The following is a 21,211-nucleotide window of genomic DNA, read 5'->3' as shown; positions in this document are numbered from 1 at the left end:
CGATTTTCTAATCCCCGTAATGCAGCGCAATCGCATCGACCGCGGCCGAGATGTCCGCCTTGAAGCCCAGTCGCCGCAAGCCCATGCCGAAGGCCGTGACATTGCCGAGAACGCTGTCGAAGCGCGCGCGCCGGCCGGTATGGTTCAGCCGGATCAACCGTTCCGCGCCCGGCCCGACGCCGGCCGAAAGCTCCATGACGCGTGGCGCAACGGAAAGCAGCGCGTCGGGGTCGATGCCCTGCGGCAGTTTAACTGTCGTGACGAGATTGGAGCCCTTGGTCAGTTCCACCCAGAGTTCGGCGCGCATGGCGGCAAGAGCTGCCCGGGTCGCTCTCGCGGCTCGCACATGCCGCGCGACGACCTGATCGATGCCTTCCGCTTCGGCACGGTCGAGCGCCGCTTCGAGCGCGAAGAATTCCAGCGGCGCGGTCGTTCCGGGAAGCATGCCGCGGCCTGACTCGAGCCACGCCTTCTGGTCGAGAAGCGAAAGAACTGAATCCCTTGGGCCGTTTGCTTCAGAAATCAGTTTCCAGGCGGCCGGGCTGATCGAGATCGCTGAAAGGCCAGCCGGACCGGCGAGTGCCTTTTGCGGACCGATCACCGCGATGTCGATGCCGAGCTGATCGACATCAAGCGCGTGGCCACCGACCGAAGCGACCGCATCGACGACCGTGACGATGCCGCGGGCGCGAGCGAGTGCAACGATTTCCTCCAGCGGATTGCGGATGCCGCTCGCCGATTCCGCGTGGACGAATGCCAGGACCTTGGTATCCGGATTGGAATTCAATATCGCTTCGACCGCTGCCGTATCGATCGGGCGGGCGGGCTCGGCTTTCAGTTCGATGACGTCGGCGCCCCCTCGGCGCATCCATTGGCCAAACCAGCCGCCATACATGCTGGTGGCAATATTGACGGTTTTCAAATCCGGTCGGGTAAGGCTTACGGCGACAGCCTCAAGCGCGACGACTGCTTCCGCCTGGATCAGCAGAATGTCGTTCTTCGTCTTCAGGACCTTGCCGAGCCGGTCGGCAACCGCAGCGTAACGCGCGGAGGGAAAGGCAGGCGTATCGTGCAGTGGATGCCAGAAGTCAGAGGTCATGCGAAGGTCCTTGCGGTATTCCAGTCACGAGGCGCGGCACGGCGGCGATCAGCGCGTGTGCGGCTGCGGAATGCGGATTTTCGATCACCCGGCCGGCGGCTCCCGTTTCCACCAGTCGGCCGGCATCCATGACCGCGATCCGGTGCGAGACGGCGCGCAGCACGGAAAGATCGTGCGATACGAATAGATAGGCGATGCCGCGTTCCCGCTGCAACTCCACCAATAGTTCAAGGATCTTGCCGCGGATCGAAACGTCGAGGGCGGATACCGCCTCGTCAAGGACGATCAGTGAGGGTTGCGTCGCGATCGCCCGTGCAATGGCGATCCTTTGCCGCTGGCCGCCGGAGACATCGCGTATGGAACGGTCGGCATAATCCGCCGGCAGGCCGACACGATCCAGCAGGGCTGCAATTTCCCGTCGCCGATCTGCTTTGGGAACGATGTTATGGATGCGTAGCGGATCGTCGAGCACCGAGCCGACGGTGGCACGCGGATTAAAAGCGCCCAAAACATCCTGAAAGACCATCTGGATACGCGCCCGGCGACGGCGCAGGTCGGCGCCCGACAACGAAAGCCAGTCTTCGCCCTCGAAGCGGATCGCGCCGCCATCTGCCGGGATCAGGCGCATCAGGATACGGGCGAGGGTCGATTTGCCGCTTCCCGACGCACCGACGAGGCCAAGCGTTTCGGCGGGAGCGAGCGACAGCGAGACGTCGTTCAATGCGGCCACATCGCGGCTGCCGGATGAAAACCGTTTCGATAGTCTTTCGATTTCCAACAGGGTCATATGACTGCCTCCGCGATCAGCGGTGGAGTCGAGAGATCGCGATGGCTGGCGAGGAGTGTTTTCGTATAGGTCGCGTGAGGGGATGAAAGAATCGCGATTGTCGGTCCGGATTCGATCAGGCTGCCGTCCTTGAATATGGCGATGTGATCCGTAAAACCAGATGCGAGCGCGATATCGTGCGTGATGAAGATCAGCGTCATGCCGGCTTCGCGCACCAGTTCGTCGAGGAGCGAGACGATCTCTGCCTGTACGACCATGTCGAGAGCACTGGTCGCTTCGTCGGCGATCAGAATTTTTGGTCTCGCTGCCAGCGCAGCGGCGATCGCCACGCGCTGCCGCTGGCCACCGGAAAGCTGATGGGGGAATGCCCTGGATGCATTTTCCGGTTGCGGAATGCGCACGCGCTCCAGCATTTCCAAGGCGCGGATCTGCGCATCCTTCCACGAAAGGCCGAGATGGCGCCGTGCGCTCTCCGCCACCTGTTCGCCGATCGTCAGCACCGGGTTGAGGCTGGAGGTCGGGTCCTGGAAAACGAAGCCGAGATCACGGCCGGCAACGGGTGATTTTCCGCTCTGCCACTCAATATTGCCGGAGATTTTCGCTCCGGCCGGCAGAAGGCCCGCCAGCGTACGAGCGAGCGTGCTTTTGCCCGAACCGCTTTCACCGATGATCGCCAGCCTCTTTCCCGCTTCGATGCCAAGGTTCACATCCGTTAGCGCCGGAACCTTCTGGCTTCGATAGGTGACCGCAAGATCGCGGATTTCGCAAAGCATGCTCATACGCGCCCCCTGCGTCCGGCGAGCACCTTGTTCAGTCCCTCGCTGAAGAGGTAGACGCCGATCACGGTGATGACGAGTGCGATGCCCGGAAAGATGGAAAGCGACGGCGAGGAACGCAGGATATTGCGGCCTTCCGCAATCATCGAGCCCCAGGTGACGACGTTCGGGTCGCCGAGTCCGAGGAATGAGAGGGCCGCTTCGGTGAGGATAGCGGCGGCGACGATGATCGCCGAGAGTGCCAGCACCGGCGGCAAGGCATTCGGCAGGATCTGCCGGAAGGCGATCTCGGCGGGATGCATGCCGATCACGCGGGCGGAGGCGACGTAATCTCGTTCGCGGATCGACAAGACCTGTGCCCGTGTCAGCCGCGCGGGATCGGCCCAGGCGCCCAGCGCAATGGCCACGACCACGACCGGCACCGATGCGCCGATGACGCTGACGAAGGCGAGCGCCAGCAGGAAGCTCGGGACGATCTGGAACGCATCGACGACGCGCATCAGGGCCTCATCGACGAGCCCACCCGCCAGGCCCGCCGTCAGGCCGATGCAGAGGCCGATAGCGATTGCGGCAAGTGCCGCAGCAATGCCGACTGCAAGCGACGTTCGCGTTCCGTGAAGGATGCCGGCCAATACGTCACGGCCGAGACGATCGGTGCCGAGCGGGAAGCTTGGATCGGTAAACGGCGCGAGCAGCGGTTGGCCGGCAATGCGTAACGGATCGCCCGGCGACAGGATCGGCGCGAAAAGCGCGATCAGGCCCAGAAGCAGCAGAATACCGAGGCCTATCGCGCCTTCGGGAGTTCCGGCGACATTGCGAAGCCACCTCATGCGCGGTTCTCCGACGCGCCGACGCGCGGGTCGAGCGCGGTATAGACAAGGTCCACGACCAGGTTGACGCAGATCACCAGCACGGCGCTGACGACGATGATGCCCATCAGGAGCGGTGCATCGCGGCCGCTCACCGCTTCCTGCGCCAATCGGCCGAAACCCGGAATGGCGAAGATGCTTTCGATCACGACACTGCCGCCGATCATGGCGGCAGATTGCAGGCCGAGCATAGTGACGAGCGGTAGAAGCGCGTTGCGCGCCACGTGGCGAAGCACGATCCGTGTTCGGGAAAGCCCCTTGGAACGGGCGAAGAGAACGAAATCGAGTTGCCAGGCCTCCGCCATGCCGGCACGCATTACACGGATGAATAATGCCATGTAGATAAGGGCAAGTGTACCTACCGGCAGGACGAGGTGACGGGCAATGTCGGCGGCCCGGGCAAGGCCGACCTTGCCGGAGGCGATCGTTTCGATGCCGGAGGTCGGCAGCCAGCGCAGCTGTACGGCAAAGACGATGGACAGAACGAGGCCGAGCCAGAAGCTCGGGATCGCGTAGAGAATCAGGGAAACGGCGGAGAGCGTTCTGTCCCTTATGCTTTCCGGCTTTGCGCCGGCGACGATGCCGAGCGCGGAACCGAGGCCGAAGGACAATGCCGTGGCGCTGCCCATCAGAAGGAGCGTGTTGGGCAATCGTTCGAGGATGAGATCGAGAACAGGGCGGCCGAATGCGACGGACCAGCCCAGATCGAGCTTTGCCAGCGACGTGAAATAGAGCCAGAGACGGGCCAGCATGGACTGGTCGAGGCCGTAGGATTGACGCAGAGACTTCGCCACGATCGCATCGCCGCCACCGATCGACAGCAGATAGGCATCGACCGCGTCGCCAGAGGCGGATTCAAGCAGAAGAAAGGTCAAGATGATGACGATCAGCAGCACGGGAATGCTGCTGATCGCGCGTCGCCTGATCATTCGAAGGGCACGGTTCACGCTACGGAAGGCCTCGAGATTCGGATTCTGAACCGTCAGCCTATCATGATTTCAGCGTGGTATCCGACCAGTTCGAAACCGCCCAGCGCGGATTGTTGGAGACGTTGACTACGGTATCGCGTGCGACGGAGATAAATCCCCATTCCGCAACGTTGATCAGTGGAAGGTCGGTCGCGACAAGCTTCTGGAACTGCTTGTAGAGGTCGGTGCGGGCAGCCGTATCGACCGTCACGGCAGCCTTGGCGATGACGTCGTCCAGTTCCTTGCTGGCGTATCCGCCCTGGTTGGAGAAGGGCACGCCGTCCGGAATGCCGGACTGGACGAGGATGGTCGTCGAAATTGCCGGATCGCCACGGAAGACCGGCGGGCCGATGGCAAGGTCGAAATCATGGTCGGTATAGACCGCTTTCTGGTGGGCGGCGGCATCCGCGTTGACGAGCTGAGCGTCGATGCCGACGGCGGAAAGTGCCTGGCGCAGATAGTCCCCAAACTGCTTCGTTTCGTTGAAATAGGGCGCGGGACGGAGTTTCAGCGCGAAGCGCTTGCCGTCGGCGCCCTTCTTGTAACCGGCCTCGTCGAGAAGGGCATTGGCCTTGGCGACGTCGAAGGCATAGGTCGGAACGGTTGGGTCGTAGAATTCCGGCGCGTTTTTCGGCACCGGACCGGTCGAGGCGGCGGCGTAACCGAGGAAGATCGTATCGACGACGAATTTCTTGTCGATGGCATGGGCGATGGCCTGGCGGACCTTCACGTCAGCCAGTTCCTTGCGGCGATGGTTGATCTCGATGACCAGCTGATAGGTGAGCGCCTCGTAGCCCTTGGAAATCACCTTGATGCCCGGCACCTTGGAAATGCGGGAAAGATCGGTGAGCGGCACGGCCGAGAAGGCTGCGAGCTGGATTTCCTCCGCCTCCAGTGCCGCACCGGCGCCGGCGCGATCGGGCAGGACGCGGAAGATCACTTCGTCGAGCTTCGGTTCGCCCTTGTTCCAGTAGTCGGCATTCCTGGTGAGGCGGTAATATTCGCCCGGCTTGTATTCGGTGAACTTGAACGGGCCGGTGCCGATGAGCTTCACATTGGCCGGACTGGCGTTGATGTCGGAGCCTTCGTAGACATGCTTCGGCACAACACTGCTGACCACTGGCAACGCATTGCGGATGAGCTGCAGCGGTGTCGGCTTGGAGAATTTGAAGATAGCGGTGGTATCGTCGGGCGTCTCGACGTCTTCGAGATTGGCGAAGACGAGGCGGCCGAGATTTTGAAGCGGCTTCCAGATCTTGAGCGCGGAGAACGCGACGTCGGCCGAGGTGAACGGCTTGCCGTCATGCCATTTCACGCCTTCGCGAAGCTTGAAGGTAACGGACTTGCCGTCCGCGGAACCTTCCCAGGACGTGGCGAGGCGGGGGCTCAGGCCGTCCTTGCCGCTGAAGGAGGCCTCTGCGAGTGTCTCCACGACTTTGCTGGCGATGAAGAACACACCGTTCGACGCTACGATCGCCGGGTTAAGGTTCTTCGGTTCGGAATCGGCTGCGACGATCAGGCGGCCACCGGCAGTCGCTGCCTGGGCATGAGCGAATGTCGGGAGCGCGGTCGAGGCGGCCAGGGCGGCGCCTGCCTGCAAAAGAGTGCGTCGGGATAGATGGGCGATCGTCATGGGTCTCTCCTGATGCTTTTATTGGTCAGGATATTGCCAGCGAAATTGCCTGACGCACAGGCAGGAAATTTCACTTCATCGCATTCGGGAACAAATTCTCATTGCTCCGGTCAGGAGAATTGCATTTCCTTTGCGATAGAAAGGCTTAATGGCGGGTCTGATGTTCGTCGCGGACTGCGGCGAGGATTTCCTCGGCGAATGGCGTGTCGCCAACGGCGCGGGCAAGCGTCATCGCGCCGACCATTTGCGACAGAACCACGATCGCTCTGCGCCGGCGGTCCTCGTCGCCATTACCCTCGATGATTTCCTGAAGCAGTTTCAGATGGGTTTCGATGCCTTCGGCAAAGACCGCCTTGATCTCGTCATCCTGGCGGGCGGCGTCGGCGCCTAGCGACGCGAAGGTGCAGCCCTTGGCGCGCATGATGAGGTTCGGACGGGCCAGATACATGCCGGTAATGGCGCTGAGCGCCCTGTCCCGGGTGCGGTTGATCGTCTCGCGCCAGAGCGTGGCATTGGCGGCAAGCGCCTGCCGGGATGCTTCGGCCGCAAGATCCATCTTGGATTTGAACTGCCCGTAAAAGCCGCCATGGGTGAGGCCCGCAGCCTTCATCAGGTCGGCAATGCCGATGCCGTCGAAGCCGCGTTCACGGAAAAGTTCGCCCGCCATCGCAATGACGCGAAAACGGTTTTCTCCGGCCTGTTCGCGGCTCACCCTCATGCTTTGCTCCTTCTCATCTCTTGACACTTATATGGCGATCATCATCTAAAGGGAAATACATGATGATCATCATTTAAAAGGAATGCCCATGCCAAACCAGGCGAGAGATCGAATTGTCATCACCGGAATGGGCGTGGTGTCGCCACTCGGCAGCGGAACCGAGGTGATGTGGAAACGGCTGATCGAGGGCCGCTCGGGCCTGCGCCGGCTTGGTGACGAAGTGGTGCCGGATATCGACGCCAAGGTCGGTGGGGTTGTCCCTTCCGTCGAGGAGGACGCTCTGGGTTTCGATATCGACAAGGCGGTGCCGCAAAAGGACCGCAAGAAGATGGACCGGTTCATCGCCTTTGCGCTGGAAGCGACACGGCAGGCGCTGGACCAGTCCGGCTGGGTTGCCGACGACGAGGACAAGCAGGAGCGCACCGCGACCGTGATCGCCTCCGGTATCGGCGGTTTCCAGACGATCACTGAGGCGGTGCGGACGGTGGACACGCGCGGCGCCGGGCGGCTTTCGCCGTTCACGGTGCCGGCCTTCCTCGTCAACCTCGCGGCCGGGCATGTCTCGATCCGCTACGGCTTCAAGGGACCGATCGGCGCGCCGGTCACGGCCTGCGCGGCGAGCGTTCAGGCGATTGGCGACGGCGTGCGGATGATCCGTTCCGGCGAGGTGGATGTGGCCGTCTGCGGTGGCTCTGAAGCCTGCATCAACCGCGTGGCACTTGGCGGGTTTGCGGCAGCACGTGGGCTTTCGAGCGGCTTCAACGATACGCCGGAAAAGGCATCGCGACCCTTCGACAGCGGCCGCGACGGTTTCGTCATGGGGGAGGGCGCCGGCATTGTTGTTATTGAGACGCTGGAACATGCGCTGGCTCGCGGTGCGACACCGCTCGTCGAAGTGGTCGGTTATGGCACTGCCGCCGACGCCTACCACCTGACGGCAGGTCCCGCTGACGGCGCCGGCGCGCAAAGGGCGATCCGCCGCGCGCTGCAGATGGCCGAACTTGAGCCGGAAGCAATCGGTTACCTGAACGCCCACGCAACCTCGACGCCGGTCGGCGATGCGGGCGAGCTTGCGGCGATCAAGGCGATCTTCGGCACCGGCAAAGGGCCGGCGATTTCTTCGACCAAGTCGGCGACCGGGCATCTTCTGGGCGCAGCAGGCGGGCTTGAGGCGATCATCACGGCGCTTGCGCTTCGCGACGGTATTCTGCCGCCGACCCTCAATTTGGAAGACCCAGATTCGATAGCCGAAGGGCTGGATCTGATCGGCCCGCAGGCCCGCAAGTCCCAGGTCGAATATGCGCTGTCCAACGGTTTCGGGTTTGGGGGCGTCAATGCCAGCGTCATCCTGCGCCGCTGGGATGCGAGCGCCAACTGAAGCATTCACGGCAGGCGCGGGTAGTGGTTTTGAGCTGAAACGAAGGAGAAATTCCATGGCAGACGTGGTCATCGTTGCGCCGGTCCGTACCGCGATCGGCAAATATAACGGTTCGCTGGCCGGCATTCCGGCGGTCGAATTGGGGGCCGCCGCCATTCGCGGAACAATGTTGCGGTCGGGGCTCGACAAGGGCGAGATCGCATCCGTCACCATGGGCAATGTCGTCCAGGCCGGCAACCGGATGAACCCGGCGCGACAGGCGGCGATCCATGGCGGATTGCCGGTCTCGGTTCCGGCCGTCACCGTCAACCGCGTCTGCGGATCGGGGGCGGAGGCGATTGCCAGTGCCGCCAAGGATATCTGGCTCGGCAATTCGAAAGCCGCGATTGCCGGCGGCATGGAGAATATGGATCGCGCTCCTTACCTGATGAACAATGGCCGCTGGGGTTATCGCATGGGCCATGCGGAGATATACGACAGCATGTTGCTGGACGGATTGCACGATGCCTTCTCCGACAAGCACTCCGGCTGGCACACGGAGGATGCGATCTCTTCTGAGCGGATCAGTCGGGAAGATCAGGATCGCTGGGCGGCGCGTTCGCAACAACGGTTCAGTGCCGCGCAGGCAGAGGGGCGTTTTGCCGGCGAGATTGTCGATATCGATATTCCGGTCAAGGGTGGTGTGAAGTCGTTCGATATGGATGAGACGCCCCGCGCGGATACGACGGTCGAAGGGCTCGGGAAGCTGAAACCGGCGTTTCGTCCGGATGGGACGATTACGGCCGGCAACGCGCCGGGCCTCAATAGTGGCGCGTCCGCAATGATCGTCGCCAATCGTGATTTTGCTGAACAGAAGGGCTTGCAGCCGATCGCGCGGCTGGTCTCATACGGCGTTGCCGCCATGGAGCCGGGCATGTTTGCGCTGGCGCCAGTGCCTGCCGTTCAACAGGCGCTGGAGCGGGCGAACTGGACGATCGGCGATATCGAGCGGATCGAGGTCAACGAGGCTTATGCGGCGGTGCCGCTTGCCGTCCTGAGAAACCTTGGCCTGCCGGAGGATATCGTCAACGTAGAGGGTGGCGCCGTGGCACACGGTCATCCGATCGGCGCGACCGGTGCGATTCTGACGACGCGGCTCTTGTATTCCATGCAGCGCGACGGGCTGAAACGGGGCGTGGTGACGCTCTGTATCGGCGGCGGTCAGGGCATTGCGCTGGCACTGGAAATAGTCTGAGCCGTATCTGCTGTCGGTAGGCATAAGAAAGCGCGGCGAGAGGGATCGCCGCGCTTTCGTCTATCCGGGCCAGAGGGAGCCGAAGGGTTTGACCCTTACGGATAGATTTTCTTGGCAAGGTCCATCATCGGACCATATTCGTTCATCTCGCGCGTACCGAGCAGCTTGGCGCTGGCGAACCGCTTCGATTCCGGATCGAGCTGCTCTTCGACGCCCTTGGCGACCGGCAGCATCCAGGCCTTGGCGTAGGTGACCTGCGATTCCATGTCGAGGAAATGGTTGATGAAGAGCTTTGCGGCGTTCGGATGCGGGGCGTTCTTCATGATCGCGAAATGGATCGAGACATAAGGCACGCCTTCCGGCGGCACGACGACCTTGATCGGCAGGCCTTTCAGGTCATTCGCGAAGGCGAACATCTGCGGCATGTAGATCGGATATTCGCCGCGGGCGACGCGCTTGGCATCGTTGCGAAGATCGCGGCTGAAAACCGGTTTGTTCTCGGCGAGCTTTTCGTTGAACGCCTGGCCGAAGGCCTTGTTGAAGACCACGAACATGGTGCCGCCAGAGCCGAGCGGGCGCATGTCGTCGGAGAGCAGCTTGCCCTTCCACTTCGGATCGGCGAGGTCTTTCCAGCTCTTAGGCTCGTCCTCCGGTTTCACGAGGCTGGTGTTGACGAGAATGCCATAGGCCTGCAGGAAGCCCGGCACATGCGTGTCGGTGATTTCCTTGCGCATGTCCTCGCGGATATTGGCGACGTTGGGGATCTTGCCGAGCGGCTCGACATTGGTGCCCTGCGTGATGCCGGTCTCGATGGAATTGGCCGAATGCATCTGGATATCGGCGATGAAACGGCCGGCGGCCTGTTCGGCGCGCAGGCGCTCGGTCAGTTCGCTGGCACGCAGATCGAGAGACTCGACCTTGATGCCGTATTTCTTCTGGAACGAGTCTATGACAGCCAGGAAATTCGGCGCGCCGAGCTGCGAATTGTAGACGGCGACGGTGCCTTCCTTCTTGGCGGCTTCGACCACCTTGTTCCAGTCGGCATCCTGCGCCAGCGCCGGGCCGGCAAGCATCGCGCCGAGCGCCAATGCGGTGAGTTTCTTGATCAGCGACATGTCTCCTCCCTAGAGTATTCGCTTGGGGTTCAGGTCTTCAGATCTCCACGACCACATAATCCTCGTCGATGGAGACCGGAAAGGTTTCGGCCTGGTAAGGGCCTTCGGTGAGTGCTCCGCCCTTGGAAACGGAGACGTCGAAACTTTTGACACGGGTACGGGCCGGGTCGCACCAGGACTTTCCGGTGCGGATATCGAATTCCCAGCCATGCCAGGGGCAGCGAACCAGTTCGCCGTGCCGCGTCATGCGGTACTGGCCGGGCTCGTCGGATTCGGCCAAGCCCACCATCTGCCCGCGGCAAAGATCGGCGCCCTCATGCGGGCAGCGGTTGGCGATGGCGAAGAATTCGCCCTTGACGTTGAAAAGGGCGATGTCGCGGCCGGCGACCTTCACCAGCTTGGACTTCCCAGTATCGAGTTCATCGACCTTGGCGACGACGTGACGGGCCATGCTCAGTTCAATCCATAAAAGTTGACAGCGTTTCCGGCGAAGATCGCCGCCTTTTCGTCCGCAGTGAGCGGCACCTTGAAGGCATAGCGGGGATCGTCGAAATCCCAATGCGGGTAGTCGGTCGAGAACATCAGCCGGTCGGTGCCGATCCAGCGCAGCGTGTCGGCGAGGTTCTTGGCCGGGTTGGGCTCTTCCATCGGCTGGGTGGTGAACCAGATGTTCTCTCTGAGATATTCCGACGGCTGGCGCTTCACATGCGGAACTTCGTCGCGCATCGCGGCCCAGGCCTTGTCCATGCGCCATCCGTATGCCGGTACCCAGGAGAAGCCGCCTTCGACGAAGGAGAGTTTCAGCTGCGGGAACTGCTCGAAGACGCCCTCGAAGATCAGGCTGGCAATCACCGCTTCCATGGTCTGAACCTGGCTGTGGTGCTCCTCGATATAATAGGAGGGCCAGCCGGCGCCGGTCGCCTGATGTCCGCCGACGCCACCCACATGCATGGAGATCGGCAGGTTATGGCTGACGGCCGCTTCGAAAATCGGCCAGTGGCGGCGTTTGCCGAGCGGCTCGATGGAGCGCGGCGGCAGGAGGATCTGCAGGAATCGCTTGTCGGAGGCCCGGCGGTTTATTTCGGCGACCGCACTGGCCGGATCTTCCTGCGTGGCGATGATCGAACCGCGCAGGCGTGGTTCAGGCTCCAGAAATTTGCCGATCTGCCAGTCGTTGATGGCAGTGGCGAGCGCCACGGCGAGATCCGGATGCCGCTGGCCGCTGGCATTGAAACGCAGCGGCACCAGCACGCCGAGATCGATGCCGAGACCGTCGAGATGTTGTTCGCGCAGGAAAGGCAGATCGGAGCCCGGCGGTCCGCCAGCCGGCGGCCAGCTATCGACTCGCGAGACTTCCGGCACCATGCGCGGATGCGAGAGTGTTTCGGAAAGTCCCTGGCGGGTGTGCCCGCCATAAGTGGCGAGATGATCCCGCCAGCGCTGCGACAGATAGGGATGTATCTCTGCCGGGCTCTTCATCGACGGGTGGATGTCGCAGTCGATGAGATTATATTTGGCCTTCGCCTCGACCGGGCGTTCCAATGTCTGGGCTTCACTCATTTCGCGACCTCCTTTGCGAAATCCGCCGCGATCCGGGGATACGTGGCGAGCGGGTTGCCAATCATGATCTTTCGGGCGAGCGTTTCGCCGAGTGCTGCGGGAAGCGCGTTCAGCCCTTCGAACTGCGCGTGCGGATAATCGGTCGAGAAGAGCAGGATGTCGTCGCAGTCGATATGCTCGAGCGTGCGCGTGAGTGCATCGGTTTCCAGCGGCGCTTCGACCGGCTGCAGCGTGAAGCGGACATGGCGCTTGACGATGTCGCTCGGCTGTTCCGTGACCCACGGCGTTTCGGCCCGCACTCCACGCCAGGTCTTGTCGGCCCGCCAGAAGAAGGAGGGCAGCCAGGTGAAGCCGCTTTCGGCGCAGACCACTTTCAGGTCCGGAATCTTGTGAAAGACGCCTTCGGCAACGAGGCTCAGGAGCTGGCTTTCGAAGATCGAGCCCTGTGCCACGTAGGCTTCGACGAAGAAGCTCGGCCAGCCGGTGGCGGTCGGCGCATGACGGTTGCTGCCGCCCGCATGGATACAGACGGGAAGTCTGTTGCGGGCGGCTGCCTCGTAAATCGGCCAGTAACGACGGCGGCCAAGCGGTTCGTCATTCTGGGCGAGGATCAGGATCTGCACGAAACGATTGTCGGCAGCGCGTTTTTCGATTTCGGCAACGGCGAGTTCGGCATTCTGGGCCGAGACGATGATCGAGCCGCGCAGGCGCGGCTCCTTGTCCAGCCATTCGCGGGCAAGCCATTCGTTGACCGCGCCGCAGAGTGCGGCTGCCATGTCGTCGGAATGCATGATCATTGCGCCGTTCAGGACATTGCAGATCGCCAGCCGGGTGCCGAACGGATCGAGCGCCTGCGCGCGCACCGTCTCCAGCGTATCGCCGGCAAAGCCGCTCTTCGCCTTCCAGTCCGAACGCACGTTGATCGGCGAACGTGGCGGCGAGGCAGTCATCGCGAGGCTCATCCGGTCGACGCCGCGCATGATGAATGTTTCGCGCCAGTATTCGTCCAGATACGGCATCAGTGCCGCGGTGGCAGGCGAAGCCGGGTGCAGGTCGCAGTCGATGGCGCCGACTGTCGAAAGGGCCGGTTTGCTGTCCAATGATCGGATCATCTCATTCATGCGGGCACTCCAATCTCAAGGCAGGCGGTAGACGGCGCGGGCGTTGTCGCGGAAAATCTGGGCGCGTTCCGTCGGCGACAGCGGCACCTTGAAAGCGTAGCGTGGGTCGTCGAAATCCCAGTGCGGATAGTCGGTCGAGAACATCAGCCGGTCGGTGCCGACCCAGCGCAGCGTATCGAGCAGATGGCGTTTGTTTTCCGGCTCCTCGATCGGCTGGGTGGTGAACCAGACGTTTTCCTTGAGATATTCGGAAGGCGGCCGTTTTACCTGCGGCACTTCTGAGCGCATCCGCTCCCATTGCTTGTCGAGCCGCCAGGCAAGCGGTGCCGCCCAGGCGAAACCGCCTTCGACGACGATCAGCTTCAGCTTGGGGAAGCGCTCGAAGACGCCTTCGAAGATCATGCTGGTCAGCACGCTCTGCAGGCTGTGCGAGAAGGCGTAGTGCTCCTCGATATAGAAGGAGAGCCAGCCGGCGCCGCTATTGGTGTGCTGGCCATAGGCCGCCGAATGCATGCCGATCGGCATGTCGTAGTGCTCGGCCGCCTCGTAGATCGGCCAATAACGGCGGCGACCGGCGGGCTCGATCGTGCGTGGCGGAATGGCGATCTGGACGAAGCGCTTGTCGTTGATGCGCGCCTCGATTTCCGTCAGGGCGGCGGGCACGTCTTCCTGGGTGACAGAGATCGAGCCCTTGAGACGCGGCTCGGGGTCCATCCACTTCTCGATCTGCCAGTCGTTGACGGCGGCGCACATGGCGACACCGAGGTCCTGGTTGAGCGTCGAGGAGCCGGCAGCAAGCGGCTGAAGGATGCCGTATTCGATATCGAGCAGATCGAGCAGCTGTTCCTGCAGATAGGCGAGGTCGGAGGCCGGCGGCCCGCCATTCGGCGGCCAGGCATCACGACGCATGCCGTTGCCGGGTGTCATGCGCGGATAGGGCAGCGTGCCGACGAGCGGGTTGGCGCTGCGCGGGCCGTAATCTGCGAGATGTTGTTTCCAGCGCTGCGGCAGGAATTTCGCGAGTTCCGCCGGCGAACTGAATGCAGGATGGATGTCGCAGTCAACGATGCCGAGCTTGGTTTCGGCTCCCCCATCTTTCTCTAGATTGGTGTCTTTCTCCAGAACGGCCTGGTTCATGGCTTAGCCCTCCAGTCGCGGATAGGTGGCGAGCGCGTTTTCCCGAACCAGCCGATCAAGCAGCCGTTCCGGGAAGCCGGCCGGTATTGCGGCATCGCCTTCGAATTGCGCATGCGGGTAGTCGGTTGAGAACAGCAGCATGTCGTCGCCATCGAGATGTTCGACGATGCGTTCGAGATCCGCCGGATCGCGGGGCGCATCGAAGGGCTGGGTGGTGAGCCGGATCTGGCGGCGAACCAGCGCCGACGGCGGCTCCTTCACCCACGGGATTTCGATGCGGGCGCCGCGCCAGTCCTTGCTCATGCGCCACATCTGACCGGGCAGCCAGGAGACGCCGGATTCGATCAGCACAATCTTCATGCCTGGGAATTTGCCGAGCACGCCTTCGGCAACGAAGCTTCCCACCTGGGCGGCAAAACCCTGCACATGGTGGACATAATCTTCCGCCAGATGTGAAGGGAAACCGCTCTGGCTCGGCGCATGGCGATAGGCGCTGCCGGCATGAACGCCGAGCACAAAACCATGCTTTTCGGCGGCTTCGTAGACCGGCCAATAGAGGCGGCGGCCGAGCGGCATTTCGCCTTGGCAGAGTGCGAGGATCTGCACGAAACGCTTGTCGTCGGCGAAGCGCTCGATTTCCTCGACGCAGGCTTCCGGGTTTTGCCAAGGCAGCACCAGCGAGGCGCGCAAACGTGGGTCGCGGTCCAGCCATTCGGCCTTCAACCAGTCATTGGTGGCACGGCAGACGGCGGTCGAGAGATAAGGATCGTAGAGGGCATGGACGCCGGTGACGGAATTCAGAATCGCATATTTAAGGCCATAGGGATCAAGAAGGTTGCGGCGCAGTTTCTCGACGCCCTTGCCTTCGGTCGCCTTCCAGTCTTCTCGAAAAAAAGGTTTTGTGCCTGTTGGAAAACCGGTCAGTTCCAGCCGGTCGACATCGCGGGAAGTGACAATCTCTTTCCAGTAGTCGTCGAAATAGGGGAGCAGGTCTTCCCGCCGCGGCACGTCCGGGTGGACATCGCAGTCAATGGCATTGAGCCCGGAAAGCACTGGTCGTTGTTGGGTCACAGCAATATCCACTGCGCGCAACCTCCCTGTTATCCGGGCGGCCCTCCTCAGGACGTTTCCGGTCATCCACTCCCGAACGGTCCTTTATCAGGGTGCCGTTCATAGCGCTGTCGATGCGCTTCCTCAGTCTGGGAGGGTAAGGGGCGGGTTGGAGAGTGAGAATACTCTTTTTTGTCCGAGCGGCTTTCGCAAATCGAGAAAGCTGAACGCCGTCTGGCTTTTCCTCTAAAGCAAAGATGCTTCCTTGCGGGCCGCCTCGTCGCCCCTCACCAGCGAGGCATGCATATGGATTTTCAGCCAGTCCATGACGGCGCGAACGCTGGGCTTGCGTGCCTGTGTCTGCGGGATCAGCGCCTTGAGCCAGAGTTCGGCGACGGGAAAGTCGGGCATGAGTTCGATCAGCTTGCCTGACCGAATCGATTCCTCCGCGACGTAGCTCGCCACCATGGCGATGCCCCGGCCTCTGAGCGCGAGGTCATGCAGGATCTGCGTGTCGTTGGCGCTGAAGGCGGAGCGCACTTCCACGTCGATCGGCCCGCCGGGACTCAGAAACGACCATGTCGAACCGGTCGCGTGAAAGGTGAGGCAGATGTGGTTGACGAGGTCGCGCGGGTGTTTCGGCAGGCCGCGGCTTTCGAGATAGGAAGGCGCAGCGCAGAGTTTTCGCGGATAGGGGCAGAGCGGCTCGTCGATGACATTGGAATAGGAGGCGGGCAGGGCGCCGAGCGCGATGTCGTAGCCTTCCTCAGCCGGGTTGACCGAACGGTCGACCAGCGCGAGGTCCATGGTGACGTTCGGATTCTCTTGCTGGAAGTCACTGAGGATGCGGGCGAGGAAGGCGATCGTTACCGTGGTCGGCGCCTTGATACGCAGATGGCCCTCGATCCGCTGGGCCACAGCCGCTGCACCGCTGACCGCATCGTCGATCTCCTTCACCAATGTCTGGTAGCGGGGCAGGTAACGTTCGCCGACCTCGGTCAGGATCAGCTGACGGGTAGAGCGGACGAAGAGTTTTACCCGCATCTCGTCTTCCAGCCGGCTGATGCGTTTGGTCACCACCGAAGGCGCCACACCGAGATGGCGACCGGCCGCAGAAAAGCTGCCAGAGCGCGCCACCGCCAGGAACGTGCGGATATTGATAAGCGTATCCAATGCGTTATGCCTCCCAATGTACGCCGAAGCGCACTCCTCCAACGGAATCGTAACACGATCTGTCTTTCTGTTTTCGAGAAAAGTGAATGTAAAAAAATGGTGCTTTTCGACTGCACAGGAAAAGGTCAATCTAGCAACGGAGGCATTTTCTCCGCCGCAAGGCTGATGGAAATAGAATTTTTGAGTGGTGATGAGGTCCGCGAGCGCGCTTTATCGCGACTCGCGTATCAGGGTCCTTGTCAAACTGTGGAATGCGCGCCAGCTTGATTGAGCAGACGGGTTTCGAAAACGGAAGGGATGACATCGTTCGGGAAAGCGAGGTCATCGGCGAATGAGGAGACGTGGCGGAAGCCGCAGAATTTAGGCGAGGCTCAGGCGGAGGTCCGAAGTCGCGTCCATCGTCAGTTCCAGGGAGGAGAGAAACGTGACGACTAGCAAATTCAACATGTCCGCAATGGGTTCATGGTCACGCCGGGTGTTTCTGGCTGCGGCAGGCAGCGCCGCTATCATCGCGGCTGCAGGCGTTCCGGCGGCCAACGCGCAGGATGCCGAGTGGCAGAAGGTGATCGACGCCGGCAAAAAGGAGGGCTCGCTCGTCCTCTATACCGCGCTTGTCGGCCAGCCGAGCACCAAGCAGATCGCTGCCGCCTTCACCAAGGAATACGGCATCAATGTCGAAGTTTTGGAAGCGCGCGCCAGCGAAATCCGTGAGCGCGTCCGCGTCGAACAGTCTGCCGGTCGTTTTGCCGCCGATGTGATGTTTACCAGCGAAGGGCAGACCATGCTCTACGACACGGAAGACAAGTCCGTCGATCCGCTGCCGGTGACGCCGAATTCCACCAAGATCGGCGACCGATTCAAACTCAAGGTGCCGATGGCTTCGGTCATGACCATTCCCTACGGCATCATGATCAATACCGGCCTCGTGAAGCCGGCCGATGAGCCGAAGAGCTGGAAGGATCTCGCCGACCCGAAGTGGCAGGGCAAGATTCTCTCCGACGATCCGCGGGCGATCGGCGCCGGTTATCTCTGGTTCTTCTCGACCTATACGCGGATCGGCGAGGACTATGTGAAGAAGGTTGCGGACCAGAAACTGGTCTTCACCCGTGACCAGCGCGAGTCGCAGCGCCGCACGGCGCGTGGCGAATATTCGATCTATACGCCGGTCATCATGACCGACTTTTCCGATCTCAAGGGCCTGCCGGTCAAGTTCATTATTCCGGAAGAGGGCGTTCCTTACGTTCTCTACGGCAACGTGCTCCTGAAGAAGGCGCCGCATCCGAATGCCGCCAAGCTCTATCTCGACTTCATGCAGGGCCCGACCGTGCAGAAGATCTATGCGAGCCTCGGTTACGGACCGGTTCTTGCCGGCATGACCGAGGGTCTGCCTGCCGATGTGAAGGCCATTTCCGAGGCCAAGCTCTATGGCACGACGGACACGACGCGGCAGAACGAGATGCTCGCCAAGTCCAAGGAAATCTTCAAGTAAACCTCTGGGGGCCGTCGCCGGATATCGCTGTCCGGCGGCGGCACCGTTTTTCCATGATGACCGCATGTGACGGAGCCGAGAGGATCCCATGACGATTATCCATAATCGCTCCCTGGACGACATTGCCGAAAACACGCCGACCTTGCGCGGCAACGCTTTCACGCGCGCCTTTTCCGGTGGCTCGCTGCCGCGGCTGATCGGTATGCTTCTGCTGATCCTCATCCTCGCTTTCTTGACCCTTTATCCGCTCGGCATGCTGCTTTACGGCAGCCTGCATTCGACCCCGCCCGGCATGGCCGGCGAGTTCAATCTGAACGGTTACCGGTCGATCATGACGACCCAGAATCTGATCGTTCTGGCCAATACGGTTGGCATTTCGCTGGCCAAGACCATCCCGTCGCTGGTGATCGCCGTATTCCTCGCCTGGATCATCGCCCGCACCGACACACCGTTTCGCGGCACGCTGGAAGTGCTGATCACGCTGCCCTTCTTCATTCCGCCGATCCTGACGGCGATGGCCTGGGGCATGCTCGCCAATCCGCAGGTCGGCGTCATCAACATGGTCTGGCGCTGGATGAGCGGCGGGACCGATCCGCTGGTCAACATCTATTCCTATGGCGGCGTCATCTGGCACATGTGCCAGTATTCGATCCCATTCCTCTTCCTGTTCATGGTCGATGCGTTTCGCGCCATGGACCCGTCGCTCGAGGAATCGAGCCGCATGTGCGGCGCCTCGCGCTGGACGACCTTTCGCAAGATCACCCTGCTGCTGATGTTGCCGGTGCTGACCAGCTCGTTCATGCTGAGCTTCATCAAGGGCATCGAGACCTTCGAATCCGCACTGTTCTTCGGCCTGCCGGCCGGCATCAAGGTGATCACCACCGATATCTACGAGTCGATCAACCACCGCGCCACGCCGGATTATCAGTATGCGACGTCGCTTTCCTTTGCGATCATGGGGCTGATGTTGCTGTTGGTCATCGCGCAATGGGCGATCCTGCGCGGCAAGAGCTTTCAGACGGTCACCGGCAAGGGGTTTCGGCCTAATGTAATGGAGCTCGGGCCGTGGCGCTGGGTGACCTTTGCGTTCTGCGTACTGTTCTTCCTGCTCACCGTCGTGCTGCCGGTCGGCCAGCTGATGCTCGGCTCGTTCTTCCGCTTCTTCGGTTTCTACACCTACGACATGCTGACGCTGGAGCATTACAGGTCGGTGTTCTCCAATTCCGAGTTCTGGCGTGCATTGCGCAACACGATGGTGCTTGGCCTGCTCGGTGCCAGCGCCACGATGGTTCTCGGCGCCATCGTCGCCTATATCTCGATCCGCACCAGATGGCGCGGCCGCAGCCTGATCGACGGCATGGCCTGGTTGCCCTGGATGATGCCGGGAATGGTGCTCGGCGTCGGTTTCCTCTGGGCGTTTGCGATGCTGCCGGGGCCGATCCCGATCTACGGCACCATCTGGGCGCTGCTGCTCGCCTATATCGCGCTCGGCACGCCGGTGGCGGTGCGCGTGATGACCGGCTCGTATCACCAGCTTTCCTATGATCTGGAAGAATGTTCGCGGGTGCATGGCGCAAGCTGGTTTCAGACCATGTGGCGCATTCTGGTGGCGCTCGCGTGGCCGGCTTTCGCGGTCGGCTGGGTGCTGACCTTCTTCGGCATCATGCGTGAGCTTTCTGCCTCGATCCTGCTGTATTCGGTCGGTTCCGAGACGCTTGCGGTGGTGCTGATGAAGCTCTGGGCCAACGGCAATGCGGAGCAGGTCAGCGTCATCGGCCTGATGATGATGCTGATGGTCATCGTGTTCCGCTGGGTTCAGCTCGCCTTCATCAATGCCCGTGTGAGCAAGCTTTAATTTTCAAAGGATGAGACAACATGGCTTCGGTAACGCTCGAAAACGTCACCCGCATGTATGGTGCGATCACGGCCGTCGACAACGTCAACCTCAAGATCAAGAGCGGTGAGTTCGTGACACTGCTCGGTCCTTCCGGCTGCGGCAAGACGACGACGCTGCGCATGGTAGCCGGGCTGGAGAAGAACACGGGCGGCCGCATCTCGATCGGCGACAATGTCGTCTCAGATTCGGAGAAGGGGTATTTCGTGCCCTCTGAACGTCGCCGTCTCGGAATGGTCTTCCAGTCCTACGCGATCTGGCCGCATATGACGGTGTTCGACAACGTCGCCTATCCGCTGCGCATCCGCCGCCGGCCGGATCAGGAAATCCGCGAACGGGTCATGAAGGCGCTCACTCTGGTCGAGATGGAGAAATATGCCGACCGTCCGTCGCCGGCGCTGTCCGGCGGCCAACAGCAGCGCGTGGCGATCGCCCGTGCGCTGGTATTCGAGCCGGAAGTGCTGCTGCTCGACGAGCCGTTGTCCAACCTCGATGCGCGGCTGCGCACCCAGATGGGTGACGATTTCCGCGAGTTGCAGCAGCGCCTGAAGATCACAGCACTCTACGTCACCCACGACCAGTCGGAAGCCATGGCGCTATCCGACCGGGTCGTCGTCATGCATGGTGGCCAGATCCTCCAGGTCGGGGCGCCGGAGGAAATCTATCGCCGGCCAGAAAATCGCCGGGTAGCGGCCTTCTTCGGCACGCCAAACCTGCTCAACGCGACGGTCAAGGATTGTCGCCCCAATGGCGGCCAGTATTACAAGCTGGACGTCGAGGGGCAGGGCTGGTCCGGCGAATGTCATGCGGCCACCGAAATGCCGAAAGGTGCGGATGTCACCGTGATGGTGCGGCCGGAAAACCTGGAAATCCGTGAGGCTGGCGCCGTCAATGGCGGGCTGTCCCCGAATGGTCTTGAATGGTCCGGCGAGATTTCGCAGGCGATCTTCCGTGGGCCGCATCGTTCCATCATGGTCAAGACGCCGGCCCAGACGCTGCATGTGGAAACGCCGTCGCTTGCAGATGTCGGCATCGGCCGTCCGGTGACGGTTGCTGCGCCCTCCAGCGCAGCCTGGGCCGTTCGCAACTAAACTGCGACATGTGTACATATCTGGTCGGTCGGCGGGGAGAAATTATGCTTTCCGTCGATTTTTAATGGCCTTGACCTGCTCGATGTATGCATAGATGCTGCCCATACGACGCGCCGCGC

19 protein-coding genes are annotated in these 21,211 nt (G+C 61.7%); 5 read left to right on the top strand and 14 right to left on the bottom strand.

From position 1 onward, the window contains the following. Nucleotides 1-7: 7 nt before the first annotated feature. The 7 genes from KX729_RS15300 to KX729_RS15270 all read right to left on the bottom strand — a co-directional run bounded on the left by KX729_RS15300 (nucleotide 8) and on the right by KX729_RS15270 (nucleotide 6,850). Nucleotides 8-1,099, bottom strand: a complete 1,092-nt coding sequence (locus KX729_RS15300; protein ID WP_219743336.1) for a pyridoxal-phosphate-dependent aminotransferase family protein — start codon at nucleotides 1,097-1,099, stop codon at nucleotides 8-10. Continuing rightward, nucleotides 1,089-1,886, bottom strand: a complete 798-nt coding sequence (locus tag KX729_RS15295) for an ATP-binding cassette domain-containing protein (protein WP_219743335.1) — start codon at nucleotides 1,884-1,886, stop codon at nucleotides 1,089-1,091. Before KX729_RS15295 ends, KX729_RS15300 begins: the two co-directional genes overlap by 11 nt. Next, nucleotides 1,883-2,665: an ABC transporter ATP-binding protein gene (locus tag KX729_RS15290; protein ID WP_219743334.1), complete on the bottom strand. Its 783-nt coding sequence runs from the start codon at nucleotides 2,663-2,665 to the stop codon at nucleotides 1,883-1,885. The genes KX729_RS15295 and KX729_RS15290 overlap by 4 nt, the downstream gene beginning before the upstream one ends. Continuing rightward, the gene (locus KX729_RS15285) at nucleotides 2,662-3,492 is read right to left on the bottom strand and encodes an ABC transporter permease (RefSeq protein WP_219743333.1); all 831 of its coding nucleotides are present in this window, start codon (nucleotides 3,490-3,492) and stop codon (nucleotides 2,662-2,664) included. The genes KX729_RS15290 and KX729_RS15285 overlap by 4 nt, the downstream gene beginning before the upstream one ends. Further along, nucleotides 3,489-4,460, bottom strand: a complete 972-nt coding sequence (locus tag KX729_RS15280; RefSeq protein ID WP_246617621.1) for an ABC transporter permease — start codon at nucleotides 4,458-4,460, stop codon at nucleotides 3,489-3,491. The genes KX729_RS15285 and KX729_RS15280 overlap by 4 nt, the downstream gene beginning before the upstream one ends. 61 nt (nucleotides 4,461-4,521) lie before the next feature. Next, a complete protein-coding gene (locus KX729_RS15275) occupies nucleotides 4,522-6,132 on the bottom strand; it encodes an ABC transporter substrate-binding protein (RefSeq protein ID WP_219743331.1) in 1,611 nt (536 codons plus the stop codon). A 145-nt stretch (nucleotides 6,133-6,277) separates the two neighbouring features. Further along, on the bottom strand, nucleotides 6,278-6,850 hold the full coding sequence (locus KX729_RS15270; RefSeq protein ID WP_219743330.1) for a TetR/AcrR family transcriptional regulator: 573 nt from the start codon (nucleotides 6,848-6,850) through the stop codon (nucleotides 6,278-6,280). A gap of 88 nt (nucleotides 6,851-6,938) precedes the next feature. On the opposite strand from KX729_RS15270, the gene fabF reads away from it, so the two are divergent. Further along, entirely contained in the window at nucleotides 6,939-8,228 is a 1,290-nt protein-coding gene (gene fabF, locus KX729_RS15265) for a beta-ketoacyl-ACP synthase II (RefSeq protein WP_219743329.1), read from the top strand. A gap of 55 nt (nucleotides 8,229-8,283) precedes the next feature. Then, on the top strand, nucleotides 8,284-9,462 hold the full coding sequence (locus tag KX729_RS15260) for a thiolase family protein (RefSeq protein ID WP_219743328.1): 1,179 nt from the start codon (nucleotides 8,284-8,286) through the stop codon (nucleotides 9,460-9,462). Between the two features lie 95 nt (nucleotides 9,463-9,557). Here KX729_RS15260 and KX729_RS15255 read toward each other — a convergent pair whose 3' ends face one another. From KX729_RS15255 to KX729_RS15225, 7 genes are all read right to left on the bottom strand, one after another. Continuing rightward, the gene (locus tag KX729_RS15255) at nucleotides 9,558-10,577 is read right to left on the bottom strand and encodes an extracellular solute-binding protein (RefSeq protein WP_219743327.1); all 1,020 of its coding nucleotides are present in this window, start codon (nucleotides 10,575-10,577) and stop codon (nucleotides 9,558-9,560) included. A gap of 37 nt (nucleotides 10,578-10,614) precedes the next feature. Continuing rightward, nucleotides 10,615-11,028, bottom strand: coding sequence for a Rieske (2Fe-2S) protein (locus KX729_RS15250; RefSeq protein ID WP_219743326.1), 414 nt, complete (start codon nucleotides 11,026-11,028; stop codon nucleotides 10,615-10,617). A 2-nt stretch (nucleotides 11,029-11,030) separates the two neighbouring features. Next, nucleotides 11,031-12,137: an amidohydrolase family protein gene (locus tag KX729_RS15245; RefSeq protein WP_219743325.1), complete on the bottom strand. Its 1,107-nt coding sequence runs from the start codon at nucleotides 12,135-12,137 to the stop codon at nucleotides 11,031-11,033. Then, nucleotides 12,134-13,258 carry an amidohydrolase family protein gene (locus tag KX729_RS15240; RefSeq protein WP_219743324.1) on the bottom strand — a complete coding sequence of 375 codons (1,125 nt, stop codon included), beginning with the start codon at nucleotides 13,256-13,258 and terminating at the stop codon, nucleotides 12,134-12,136. The genes KX729_RS15245 and KX729_RS15240 overlap by 4 nt, the downstream gene beginning before the upstream one ends. Nucleotides 13,259-13,273: 15 nt before the next feature. After that, nucleotides 13,274-14,395: an amidohydrolase family protein gene (locus KX729_RS15235; protein WP_219743323.1), complete on the bottom strand. Its 1,122-nt coding sequence runs from the start codon at nucleotides 14,393-14,395 to the stop codon at nucleotides 13,274-13,276. Nucleotides 14,396-14,398: 3 nt separating this feature from the next. Beyond that, entirely contained in the window at nucleotides 14,399-15,466 is a 1,068-nt protein-coding gene (locus KX729_RS15230; protein WP_312991076.1) for an amidohydrolase family protein, read from the bottom strand. Between the two features lie 225 nt (nucleotides 15,467-15,691). After that, on the bottom strand, nucleotides 15,692-16,618 hold the full coding sequence (locus tag KX729_RS15225; protein ID WP_219743321.1) for a LysR family transcriptional regulator: 927 nt from the start codon (nucleotides 16,616-16,618) through the stop codon (nucleotides 15,692-15,694). 424 nt (nucleotides 16,619-17,042) lie between these two features. Here KX729_RS15225 and KX729_RS15220 point away from each other — a divergent pair, with 424 nt between their 5' ends. The 3 genes from KX729_RS15220 (at nucleotide 17,043) to KX729_RS15210 (ending at nucleotide 21,092) form a co-directional block, all read left to right on the top strand. Beyond that, nucleotides 17,043-18,107 (top strand): ABC transporter substrate-binding protein, encoded by a 1,065-nt coding sequence (locus KX729_RS15220; RefSeq protein ID WP_219743320.1) that lies wholly within the window; start codon nucleotides 17,043-17,045, stop codon nucleotides 18,105-18,107. Between the two features lie 88 nt (nucleotides 18,108-18,195). Next, on the top strand, nucleotides 18,196-19,962 hold the full coding sequence (locus tag KX729_RS15215) for an ABC transporter permease (protein ID WP_246617619.1): 1,767 nt from the start codon (nucleotides 18,196-18,198) through the stop codon (nucleotides 19,960-19,962). A 20-nt stretch (nucleotides 19,963-19,982) separates the two neighbouring features. After that, nucleotides 19,983-21,092 (top strand): ABC transporter ATP-binding protein, encoded by a 1,110-nt coding sequence (locus KX729_RS15210; RefSeq protein WP_219743319.1) that lies wholly within the window; start codon nucleotides 19,983-19,985, stop codon nucleotides 21,090-21,092. The last annotated feature ends 119 nt before the right edge of the window (nucleotides 21,093-21,211 follow it).

This window comes from Neorhizobium populisoli (genome assembly GCF_019430945.1).
GTDB lineage: Bacteria > Pseudomonadota > Alphaproteobacteria > Rhizobiales > Rhizobiaceae > Neorhizobium > Neorhizobium populisoli.
The sequence above is the reverse complement of the archived record's forward strand: the minus strand, read 5'-3'. Positions and strand labels throughout refer to the sequence as shown.